Here is a 12,260-nt window from a genome sequence, read left to right on the forward strand (position 1 = left end):
GATGGAACGAACCCAAATCTTCGACCTCATGGGCGAACTGAAGCTCTACGGCATGAAGGCCGCCTTCGACGAGATCATGGCAACCGCCGTCAAGCGCCAGCACGAACCTCAGCGCATTGTCGGCGACCTGCTCAACGCCGAGATCAACGAGAAGCAAGCAAGGTCGATCAAATACCAGCTCACCATTGCCAAGCTGCCGCTTGCCAAGGACATCGCCGACTTCCAGTTCGACGGCACGCCGATCAATCAGACGCTCGTCAATGATCTCGCTGGCGGCGGCTTCATCGCCCAACAACGCAACGTCGTGCTGGTTGGCGGAACCGGCACAGGCAAGACCCACCTGGCCATTGCCATCGCCAGAAGCTGCATCCGATCCGGTGCCCGCGGCCGCTTCTTCAACGTAGTCGACCTCGTCAATCGCCTCGAGACCGAGACCCGCAACGGACGGCAAGGACGGCTCGCCGAGCATCTGACCCGGATGGACTTCATCGTGCTGGATGAACTCGGCTATTTGCCCTTCGCCCAGTCCGGTGGACAGCTTCTCTTCCACCTCGTCAGCCGGCTCTATGAGCGGGCCTCCATCATCGTGACCACCAATCTCGCCTTCGGCGAATGGCCGAGCGTGTTCGGCGACGCCAAAATGACCACCGCGCTGCTCGACCGATTGACCCATCACTGCGACATCGTCGAGACCGGCAACGACAGCTGGCGATTCAAGAGCCGAGACGACGATCACGCCACCCGCGCTCGTCTCGCCTCCGCTATCCCGGCCAGCTCCGACGAGACGAGCGCTACCAGCAAACCCCGCCGCACGAAGGGGTCAAAATTGGACGCCGATGAGGGGTCAAATTTGCAGGCCGATTGACAGCTTTTGGCAGCTCCGCGTTCTGGTCTCCATTTCAGAGGAATGGGCATTGCAGCGAGCGCGGCCGTGCTGCCGATTCCGCATCTGGTCAATTCTCCGATCTGCGACTTGCTGATACCGGCGACCAGCGACAAGTGGTCGTCCCGCCGCCTTCGATCGTCGCAATCACGGCGCCACCGGCAAACGTCGCAATGTTCGATCGGTTCGGGATAGGCGGCGCCGGCGCCATCGGTGATCGCTCGTTCGAGGCTGGATCTCACATGCCGGTAGTAGGCTGAGTAGTCGGCGATACGGTAGGTTTCCGGCTCAAAATTCGTGCCCGGCGTTACGACGTGGGCCGCAGTCGGCTCGACACCCTGCATCGCGGAAAGCATGTCCGAATACAGTGATATCTGCAGTACCGTGTTCCCCTTCGTTTCGCGCGCGAGCTTCGTATCGGTAACTTCGTACGACCAGGTACCGAACCGGCTCGGCGTTTCCACGCGGAGAAGCACGTCAGCCCGGCCGTTCCAACTCGCCGATTGTAACGCGCCTTGAACGATCACCGCATCGCCGCGAGACATGGCCTCCAGTGTCGCCGAAGTGGATTTGGGATCGAGTCCAACTCCCCCGACCACCGTCGCCGCCATGCCGCGCGACTTCAAGTGATCGACGAAGGCCTGTTCGTGCGCGGAACCTCGCTCGGCAAGGGTCTCAAGCACCGGATCCCAGATCTTCGGCCTTTGGAGTTCACCCTTGGCCACCTTAAGATCGAGTTCCGTCAAATACCTGCAATTCAGGTGTCCGACCAGGTCGGTCGAACTCAGGTACAAATTCCCACCGACGTTCTGCATTTCCCACCACGATGCCGTTCGCCGGCGACCCGGCTCGGTCGTCCAGCGTGCGGGCCATTATGCCATTTTCCTAGGCGATTGGGCTCGAAAGAGGCGAGTAATCTACTATAGTCGCGCAAAGAGTGTGGACGGGGGTCAATTCGGTGGGGGCAGGTACGGTCGAGAAGGCGAGATGGCTGCGCGATTTGCTCCGGTTTCTGCCCTTGCGAAGCCAATTCGTCCTGTCGGGCAATACCAGAGACCTCCAGATCCATGAGGCCGCACCCGGCCAGGTCACATCGGTATCCCTCGCCCGAGCATTGCCGGACGCCCTGAAGGACGCCGGCTATAGCCGGATCGCGAGCTTCGATCTTTTGAACGGCTTTAGAGCCCTCGAACCCGCCGACGATAGCTTTCTGACGCATCTTGGGCTTTCGCTTGCGAACGGGGTCGCCGCCGGCGGCATCGATCTATTGGCCTCGGCTCTCGAAAGGCATGTTCCGTCTGACGGCCCACCCTCGGCTCTCATCATCGACTTCGCGTCGCGCTTGATCACTCGCAGCGAGGCCCTCTCTCCTGCCGAACATCAGCTATTTTCGCGCGCATTGATCCTCTCCCATTCTGCGCGCGCGCGCCCGGCAGGCGATCGTCGTCAGCCATTTTTCAACACGGTGATTTGGATCGTGGACAAGGAAGGAGACCTTCCCGACTGGTTCCTGGTCGGCAATCCACGAATTCGGCACATACCGATCGGTCGGCCCGATCACCTGGCCAGGCGGACCATGATCAGTTCGTTGATGCGGGGACTGCCCGGCGCTCAAAATGCCGCGCCGGCCGACTTGGAGAAGTCGACGAATGGATTCGTCGACGAAACCGAAGGACTCCTGCTTCTCGACCTCAGCGCGATCGCACAGCTCTCCCGAAGCGAAAACGTCCCGTTCGATCGCATCTCCGATGCGGTTCGGCGGTTCAAGGTCGGCGTCACCGAAGACCCGTGGCGCAAAATAAGCCACGACAAGATCAGCTCGGCGGACGAGTTCGTGAGGCGCCGCGTGAAGGGGCAGGCGCACGCCGTCACTCACATGCTCGACATCGTGAAACGCGCCGTCACCGGCATCGGGCAATCGCCGAGGGGAGGCCGACCGAGGGGCGTCGCCTTCCTCGCCGGCCCCACCGGAGTCGGCAAGACGGAACTCGCGAAGACAATCACGAGCCTGCTCTTCGGCGACGACAGCGCATACATCCGCTTCGACATGTCCGAGTTCAGCGCCGAGCATTCCGATCAGCGCTTGATCGGAGCCCCGCCCGGTTACGTTGGCTACGACGTCGGCGGCGAGCTCACGAACGCGATCCGGGAAAAGCCATTCAGCGTCGTCCTTTTCGACGAGATCGAGAAGGCACACCCGCGAATCCTCGATAAATTCCTTCAGATCCTGGACGACGGCGTTCTCACCTCGGGACGAGGGGATCGCGTCTACTTCTCCGAAGCGTTCATCGTCTTCACGTCCAATCTCGGTATCTACACTCCCGGCCCCACGGGCGAGCGGATCGCGAACGTGACGCCCGAGGAGACGTTCGATGCGGTCAAGCGCAAGGTCCGCAACGAGATCGAAAAGCACTTCAAGCAAGTGCTCAACCGTCCGGAAATCCTGAATCGCATCGGCGAGAACGTGATCGTCTTCGATTTCATTCGCGGAGATGTCGCCAACGAAATCTTCGATCAGATGGTGGACAACCTGCTAAACGACGTCAAATCGCTAGGCTACGATGTCACACTGTCGGAGCAGGCCCGCGCGACGCTGCGTGCTTTGTGTCTGGCGGATCTTTCGAACGGCGGTCGCGGCATACGTAATCAGGTCGAAGCCCACCTCATCAACCCGCTTTCGCGCGGTCTGTTCGATAGCGGCGCAGAAGCAGGAAGCCGATTTCGGGTTTTGGAAGTTCAAACCAGTGCATCATCGACGCTTCGGCTCGAAAGCGAGCCTTAGAGATGACGGCTCGCATCTCCGTATCGCGTATCCATTTTCCCGTGACGACTTTAGGACCCGGACGAAGGCTCGGCATTTGGTTTCAAGGTTGCTCCATCCGTTGTCCGGGCTGCATTTCCATGGATACGTGGGCCGAAGGACGGGGAAGCACGACGGTCGAAGAAGTCGTGAATTCCATCATTCCATGGATCTCGAATGCCGACGGCATCACCATCTCCGGAGGCGAGCCTTTCGATCAACCCGACGCGCTGTTGGAACTAACGGCACGAATCAGGTCGAAGACCGAGACTGACATACTCGTGTTCACCGGATACCCGTGGGCATACATCCGAGACACGGTTGGCACGTGCCCTGGCACGATCGATGCCCTCGTTACAGGGCCTTTCGACTTCGAGGAAAAGCAGACACTTGCTCTGCGAGGAAGCGACAATCAAGAACTTCACTTCATCACGGAAAAAGGCCGCGCCCGGTTCGCCAGCTTCGAGCGCCTGGCCGACGAGCGGGATCTGTCCGTTGACGTCATGTTCGACGAAAACGGCGACGTCTGGTTTGCCGGTATACCCGCGCGCAATGATTTTCGCAGACTGCAGGAATTACTCGAAAGCCATGGATCGACACTCGACACCTCCGAGGACAAGCGCATTCCTTCCATGCGGGCTCGCCCGGCATGATTAGACTTTGCCCAAACTGCCAAACCGAACGTCCCGTCACTGAGTACTTCTGCGAAGGCACTGTCGATGGTCACAATTGCGGATGGGATCTGTCGTCGGTCGATGTGACGCCACCTGGCCTTCCGCAACCTGAGCCTGTCCCTCCCGCGCCCACGCCATCCAATCCGACTTGTCGCAACGGGCACGCCAATTCGCCGGGCGATCTCATCTGCAGCACCTGCGGAGAAATTCTCGACGAACCGGCCCCGCCCGCTCCACAACCCGAGCCAGATACCGAACCATCGCCGACCGAGACAATCATCGACGGCTGGCGTCTTCTCGATAGGATCGAGTCGTCGAGTACGGTCCGTGAACGCTATACGGCGGTGCAGGACTCCAGCGGACGTCGCGGAGCGCTTACGCTATATGCGACCGCGTCGGAACCGGACGGAGCGATCTACGATCTGCTGCGAAAACTTCCGCGCGCTCACGTCGCGGAAATAATCGCGACCGGTCGATGGTGCGAGCGCGCTTATGAGGTCGTAGAAGAATTCCCGGGCGGCACTATCGCGGATCTGTCGCTGGATGTCGGCGATCGGACGGCGCTTGAGAGGTTCATCAGCGAACTTGCCCGAGCCGTACATTCGCTTACCGAGGCAGGCCTGCGCCACAGAGACCTCCGTCCTTCCACCATTTTCGTCCGCTCCCGGGATCCGCTCGACCTCGCTATCGGCAGCTTTGGCTCCGCACGACTCTCGGAATTCGATCTCGACATCGCCTCTCCGCTTGAAACGACCCGCTACATGGCGCCTGAAGCGATTGCGGGCGGCGTAGCGGCGGCTTCGGACTGGTGGAGCCTGGGGATGATCCTGCTGGAGCGGATCACCGCAGGAGCCTGCTTCGAAGGCATCAACGAGCATGCCTTCCTGATCCACGTGCTGACCAACGGCGTGCCGTTGCCGGAGAATCTGGATCCTTCCATGGACCTGCTTCTTCGAGGCCTTCTCGCAAGTGATCGCCGTCAGCGGTGGCAATGGAAGGAAGTTCAGGCCTGGCTGGCGGGCGAAGCAGTGTCGGCGCCTGCAGGACAAAAAGCCGGCGAAGCAGAGGGTCGGGCATCCATCACGCTCGGCGGCAAGCAGTACAGGTCGGCCGGCTCGTTCGCTCTTGCCGCTGCCGAAGCATCCAACTGGGATGAGGCAAGAGGCCTTCTACTGCGAGGAGCGGTGGCAACCTGGGCTACGGAGGCGGGCTTCGATGCCAAAGTGCCCGCGGCGCTGCGACAGTTCGCACGGGTCGAGGAACTGAACGAAGATCTGAAGTTATCGATCTCGTTGAAGACACTGAACCCGTCCATGCCTTTGATTGTCCGGGGAAACATTGTTACCCCAGGCTGGCTGCTCGACCATCCCGGCGACGGCTTCAGCCTCATCACTGGCCCGGCTCCAGATCTTCTTCGAAAGGTCGATGCGGACGATTTGCTTTGGCGCCTGAAACTGCGCGCCGAGACTGTCCGGAAGCGCCTGGAACAACTCGATATCGAAGTCGAGGAGGACCTGCTTCGCGTGCACCTCCTCTCGACGTCGATGGCCCGTTTGTCGGCTCTGTGGGGGGAGAAGCGGAGGCTGCTTCCCGACACCGACCACGCGGGCATCGTTTCGCTCGTGGAGCGGCGACAGTCGGCCGAAGAGGATCTGATAATTCTCCTCAGCGCATCGCCGAGCCAATTCCGCTCGGTGGAGGAGGTGATCGAGGAGGCAGCCAAGCAGGCTTCATCGGCAGGCTTGAGCGCCTTTTCGAAGGAGGAGGCTGCGGCGCGACTCGCGCGGCCTCGTCGTGAAATCTACCAGGCCGTCGACGAGCGTATACAAAATTTCGCCAGGTGCGGAATTTCGACGATCGATGAGTGGGCCGACGAATTTCGTCTTGACCGACGCATGCCGATCGGTCGAGCGCTCGCACTTCTCTCGATTCCCAAAGACACGTGGAAACCACTTCCGAAACAAGGATACGTTTCGACCATTCTAGATTTTTTCGCAAAAAGAATATCAGGCGGCGTACTGCGCGGGCCGCTGACGCGGATGCTCATCGGCAAAACCGCGAGAATAGATCTGACCGAGCTGAATACGCCGCGACTGCCGGGATCGGAAATCCTTAGTCTTCTTTTGGCCAGAGCGGGTCGAGCAGTGAACGTCGATCCTGCCGCGTTTTCCGAGAACGAGGGACTGGAACGCAGACTGCGGTCTCTCCATTCGCATGCGCTGCTCTACAAGCGAGATACCGGGATCGACGGTCTATACATGGGGTTTCCGTTCCTCCTCATGCGAGACGGGAAGCCGAACACGAAGCCGAGGATCGCGCCCGTCCTGCTCTGGCCAGTCAGCGTGTCGCCCGAAGTTGGAAACCGCGGTCATGTTACGATCGGGTACGGACGCGAAAAGAACGCCGAGACGGAAGCCGAACACGTCGTCGTCAACCCAGCCCTCGAAGGCATGGTGGGAATTCCCGAAGCAAGACGATGGCAGGAAGCGGCGGACGAGCTGCTCACCCGCGGCAGCCTTACGGCTCAGGATGTGATGGACGCGTTCAGCCAGCTCGCCACGCCGATGGGAAGCGAGTTGACACCCCTTCCCGGGAAGGACGTGAAGGTCGGCTCGCACGAACGACAAGTCGTGCCGGCAGCCGTGCTGTTCCATCTCGCCTTTATGGGGCAGGCGGTCATGAAGGATCTCCAGCTCTTGAGAGGAATGCCGCCCACGGCGACCGCGCTCGAGGCAGCACTCCGTCTCACGGATCAAAAGTCGGCGCCGCCAGCCCCGGTACGGGAGATCGATCGCTACTTCACGGCCGACAGCGATCCCTCCCAGGAGGCGGCGGTGATCGAAGCTCGACAGGCACCAGGCCTCGTTATTGAGGGGCCACCGGGGACGGGCAAAAGCCAAACCATCGTCAATATGGTGGCGGACGCGATCGGCAGGGGCAAATCGCTGCTTGTGATTTGCCAGAAGCAACCGGCAATCGACGTCGTCAGGAAGCGCCTCGAAAGAGAGCGGCTTGGTGACCGCTTCGTCATGATCACGGATGCGACGCGAGATCGCGAGGCTATCGTCAGCTCGATCCGTTCCCAGGTCGAAGCCCTGCATGGTCGTCCCGCGGGCGGCTCGCCCGCCTGGAAGCGCGATCGCGAACGATTGGCGGCTCGCATCGACGTGCTCGAAGCGGAACTCGATCGTCAACAGGCCGCCTTGCACGAAGTCGAAAATCGGACGGGATTGAGCTATCGGTCATTGCTCGGCGAACTCCTGGCCATCGAGGAAAACGAGCCGAAGCCAATCGATGCGCCGGCGCTTCGCTCGCTACTATCGGATTTGCATCCGTCAGACATCGCAACGGTCGAGGAGAATTGCGGACCGCTTGCGAGATATTGGCTTCCGGCCAAATTCGAGGGCAATCCCCTATCCTCTCTCAAGGTCTTCAACCCGGATCGCGGAACGGCGGAGGAGTTCCGTACATCCCTTCGTGCCTTCTCGGACTTAGAGGCAGGACGCGAGAACGCGGAAGCGGAGACCGCGGACTCGTTGAAGATTTCAGATTTTGACGCCTTCAGACAATGGCTTCGGACGGCCGAAAGGCTTCGGTCGATCAGCGAGGGCCTCTGCGCCAATCTCGGACGCTGGCTTCCTATTTTTAGGAGTCCCGAGGGCGGCGGGTCCAAGGGCACGAATATGCTCGCCGGCCTCGTTTGGCTTGAGGAACGCCTCGCTTCGCTTGATCCATCGGCCCACCTGCCGGAGCAGATTCGGAAACTGGTGGGAGTCCACGACGATGAGCTAAGATCCACTTCGGAAATGGCGGCAGCAGTACTCCAGCCAGCGAAGGGATTGGCAATGATCAATCCCATGCGTTGGTTTCGAAAACGTCGTCTTCGCGCTCTGCTGACGACCATGAGTTTTGCCAACGACGACCGAGCCATCTCGTTTTTCCATCGCGGGGCCGAACTGGAGTTGGCGCTCAGGCCGCTGAGAACGCAGTTGGCCGGATATCTCACCGCGCTTTTCGGCAAGGCTCCCGATCACGACGTTGCTCCCGGCCAACTCGCCGAATTTTCCAGGAACCTGCATTCGATACTTGCGGTCGTCCACAACCTCGTGACCGTCATCGACGACTGCCCCAACCGGGCTGAGCTCGACCGGGCAGCCATGACCGGAAAGGTCGAAGGGATCGACTGGTTCTTCGGGCGGGCGGATCGTGCCCTCAAAAGACAGGATGTCCGGCAGCAAAGCCATGCGGCGCTGGATGATCTTGCCCGATATATTGACGCGGGTTGGATCGAATCGCGACGCGTGACGATCGACGGCGGCCGGTCAAACGAGGCCGCCCTCGCCGAAATACTCCAAGCGTTACCGATGCTGGTGCCCTACCAGGAATTTCGGCTCCGCTCCGTTCGTCTCGGCGACAAGGAACGCGCTATCTTCCGCACTCTTCGCTCGAAGGAAGCTGAACTCTCGCCGATCGGTACCGGCGATCTTGATTCTTGCATCCGTGCAACCATCGGGCGGGAGGCGCGGCTGGCCTGGAAGAGCGCGATGGAAGCCGCCAATCCGGAGGTCCTCCTCGATAGCGGAGCGGTCGAAGCGAAGGTGACGTCGCTTGCCGAAGCCGACGCGCAGATCAGGGATTGCAACAGGGAGCTTCTGATCCACGGCATCGACGTCAGCCGCGTCCACCCAACGCGAGAGTGGGAACCGATCACTCGACTTCGCGGACCGAGGGCGTTGCGACTTCGAGAGTTCATCGAGAAAGCCGCTCCGCTTGGCCTTTTCGCGCTGCGACCGGTTTGGCTGATGACTCCCGACATCGCGAGCCGCGTGCTGCAGGCGCGTCCCGGCACGTTCGATACCGTTATTTTCGACGAAGCCTCCCAGATGCCGGTGGAATATGCGCTGCCATCGCTATTCCGGAGCAAGATCGTGATCGTGAGCGGCGACGAGAAGCAGATGCCGCCCACGACATTCTTCGCGAGCAAGGTTGAGAACGACGAAGCGGCAATCTTCGATGGCGAGGAGCCGGAGGAAGAAGCGACCGAAGAGGAACGCGAAGCCTTCGCGGAAACGTGGAATCGGCGGGAGATCAAAGATTGTCCCGACCTACTCCAGCTTGCGCGCTCTGCCCTCCAAAGTCGAACCCTGCAGGTCCACTATCGTTCGAAATACCGCGAGCTCATCTCGTTTTCGAACGCTTCGTTCTACGCGAACGGTCTCAGTGTGCCGGTTCGCCACCCCGACGAAACGATCCGGAGGATCAAGCCTATCGAGGTTCTCCGCTCGGACGGCATCTACAAGAACCAGACCAATCCCAAGGAAGCCTCCGATGTGGTCGAGTATCTCCGCAGCCTCTGGGAGGACGCTTCGCCGCCATCAGTCGGTGTCGTGACATTCAATCGCAAGCAGGCGGACGCAATCGAGGATGCGCTGGAAGAGCGTGCCGAAAACGACGAAGCGTTTCGCGATGCCTTGATGCGGGAGCGTGAGCGCGTCGAAGGCGGCGAGGATATGGGCTTCTTCGTCAAGAACGTGGAGAACGTTCAGGGCGACGAACGCGACATCATCGTATTCTCGACCACTTTCGGACGCAATGAGCATGGCGTGTTCCGCAAGAGCTTCGGAGCACTCGGTCAGGCCGGCGGCGAGCGGCGCTTGAACGTGGCCGTGACCAGGGCAAGAGAAAAGGTCGTAATCGTCACGTCCATGCCGGTATCCGAGATTTCCGACCTCCTGACCCGACGCAGCGGACCGCGTGTACCTCGGGACTATCTTCAGGGTTACCTGGAATACGCACGTACCGTTTCGGAGGGATCGGCAGACTCCGGCAGGACCTTGCTCGAACGCCTCGTGACGGAAAAGGGCGCGGATCGCGAATATGAAAGCCGCGTGGACGATGGCTTCACGAAATCCGTCGAGAAATTCCTGGAGACCAACGGATGGAAGCCGGCCAAAGCGCGCGACGCCGGCGCATTCAGCCTTGATTTCGCGATCACCGATCCTCGCACGGGTCTATATGCGCTAGGTGTGGAGTGCGACGCTCCGCGGCATTTGTTACTCCAAAGAGCGCGAGCGCGCGAGGTCTGGCGTCCAAAAGTTCTGAATGGAGCCGTCCCGTTCATTCACCGCGTCTCGTCCTACGCCTGGACCCATGCCGGAGACGAAGAGCGCCAACGCCTCAAGGAAGCTGTCGAGAATGCTCTTCACAACGGAGGAGGATACCAATGAGTGGTCCGAAAGCCTTCCGAATAGTCACTCGTGCGGAAATCATCTCAATTTGCCGCCGCAGCTTGGCGCGCTTGGATGCGGCCGTCGAATTTTGGACTTCGACCTGCCAACGCAACGGGACGGTCGATCAATCCGATGTCGACCGGGTCATCGCTCGACGCGACGAAATTCGCCGTATGCTGGACGCGGACAGGTTCACAGACCTTCAGAAGCAGGTCATAGCCGAGATCTCATATTTGAACGCCGATGCCGAGCTACGCGCGGAAAAGGCCGCAGAATCTGAAGCGAAGCGCAAGGGCGATCTGAGACGTGCCAAGTCTGCCGCCCAGGCACTGCTCGTGAAATTCGAAACTTCTCGCATCGAGATTCCGGTCGATCTTCGACGCGAGCTTACGACCCCGGCGACGTCCGCCGAGAGCCTCAACAAAGCTGTCAGCAAGGGGCTGATGCTGCTTCAGCCAACGGACCGCGCCGAAGGCATCTCCGAGCGTCAGCGGGCGCTCGCTGACCGGCTCGGTGCCGGCGACCGCCGTATCACTCTTGAGGAGTGGACTTCCCGGCAAACCGGCGCAAACGACGATCAGGCGCTTTTGAAGGTGGATAAACTCCTTGGCGAACTTGCTGGCCTAGGGATCGATCCTAGTCCCTTTTCCGCCCGCATCGCGGCTCTCGAGGCGGAGCCGCGCGCGCGGCAGGCGCTTGTTGCTGACAGCCTGCTACTCGATCTCACCTCTGCGATCAAGAGCGGACGCGAGCGCGCGCGCCTTGAACGGGATCTTGCTGAGCGGCATGCCGAACTGTCGGAAATGAAATCGGCCGAAGCGGCCGCGCTGCGCGTCGAGATCGAGAAGGCCATCGCGAGGTCCGGCGCCAATGATCAGGAACTCGTCAAACGTGCCGATTTATTGATCGAGGCCGAGGTCCGCTCCATGGCTGCGGAGGAGCGGCGACGCGCCGTCTTGGAAGGGCTCGCGAGCCTCGGTTATGAGGTCTCCGAGGGTATGATGACGGCTTGGGTCTCGGGCGGCCGGGTCGTTCTCCGAAAGCCAGCCAATCCAGGATATGGGGTCGAACTTTCTGCCGGATCGCAGGCGGACATTATGCAGGTGAGAGCGGTCGGCATTGGAGATCCCACCGAGGCTCGTGACGCCGGACGGGATCGGGACATGGAAACTATTTGGTGCAGCGAATTCGAACGCCTGCAGTCTCTGGTCGCGAAGGCGGGAGGAAGCGTCTCAATCGAAAGCGCCCGTCCAGTTGGTCAATTTCCACTCAAAGTAGTGGCCGAACTTGGTGTAGTTTCAGCCGGCGAAGAAATCGAAGTTGCTCGGTATCGTACGCGTCAATAGGTTCAAACCTTCTCGTGGATGCCCTGTCCGAACTTCGTTCCTATGTAGTACTTCGAATCGAACGACCGTTGCTCGGGCGGATACGTCGACTGGGAACATCGCCGAAAGACTTTGCGCGGCTCGCTCAACGCGGCCGCGCGCCGGGTCTTCAGACCACCAGCTTGGCTCTCTCCTTTTCGGGATCGGACAGCACCGTCCGACCGTCTATCTTCACCATCAAGCGTCCGCCTGACACGAGTTCTTCCACGTCGCGCAAGAACCGGCGAATGCGGAAGGTCCTGCCGACCTCAAATGTGTGCCACCGCCCTGCGGCCGCTGCGGCATCCG

5 protein-coding genes and 1 pseudogene are annotated in these 12,260 nt (G+C 60.5%); 5 read left to right on the forward strand and 1 reads right to left on the reverse strand.

The window, feature by feature from the left end:
• Position 1: 1 nt before the first annotated feature.
• Complete coding sequence (gene istB / locus V5279_RS43350; protein ID WP_338687724.1) at positions 2-865, forward strand: IS21-like element helper ATPase IstB; 864 nt, start codon at positions 2-4, stop codon at positions 863-865.
• Between the two features lie 107 nt (positions 866-972).
• Here the strand turns inward: istB and V5279_RS43355 are convergent.
• Positions 973-1,698: pseudogene (locus V5279_RS43355) on the reverse strand (TM0106 family RecB-like putative nuclease); the annotation flags it as partial.
• 143 nt (positions 1,699-1,841) lie between these two features.
• Between V5279_RS43355 and V5279_RS43360 the strand changes: the two are divergent.
• The 4 genes from V5279_RS43360 to V5279_RS43375 are packed head-to-tail and all read left to right on the forward strand — an operon-like array spanning position 1,842 to position 11,933.
• On the forward strand, positions 1,842-3,665 hold the full coding sequence (locus V5279_RS43360; protein WP_338693206.1) for an AAA family ATPase: 1,824 nt from the start codon (positions 1,842-1,844) through the stop codon (positions 3,663-3,665).
• Between the two features lie 2 nt (positions 3,666-3,667).
• Positions 3,668-4,336, forward strand: a complete 669-nt coding sequence (locus V5279_RS43365; RefSeq protein ID WP_338693208.1) for a 4Fe-4S single cluster domain-containing protein — start codon at positions 3,668-3,670, stop codon at positions 4,334-4,336.
• Positions 4,333-10,584, forward strand: a complete 6,252-nt coding sequence (locus V5279_RS43370; protein ID WP_338693210.1) for an AAA domain-containing protein — start codon at positions 4,333-4,335, stop codon at positions 10,582-10,584. The genes V5279_RS43365 and V5279_RS43370 overlap by 4 nt, the downstream gene beginning before the upstream one ends.
• Positions 10,581-11,933 carry a hypothetical protein gene (locus V5279_RS43375; RefSeq protein WP_338693212.1) on the forward strand — a complete coding sequence of 451 codons (1,353 nt, stop codon included), beginning with the start codon at positions 10,581-10,583 and terminating at the stop codon, positions 11,931-11,933. Before V5279_RS43370 ends, V5279_RS43375 begins: the two co-directional genes overlap by 4 nt.
• Positions 11,934-12,260: the final 327 nt, after the last annotated feature.

Origin of the sequence: Bradyrhizobium sp. 26S5, assembly GCF_036923295.1 — a bacterium.
In the GTDB taxonomy this organism is placed as follows: domain Bacteria; phylum Pseudomonadota; class Alphaproteobacteria; order Rhizobiales; family Xanthobacteraceae; genus Bradyrhizobium; species Bradyrhizobium septentrionale.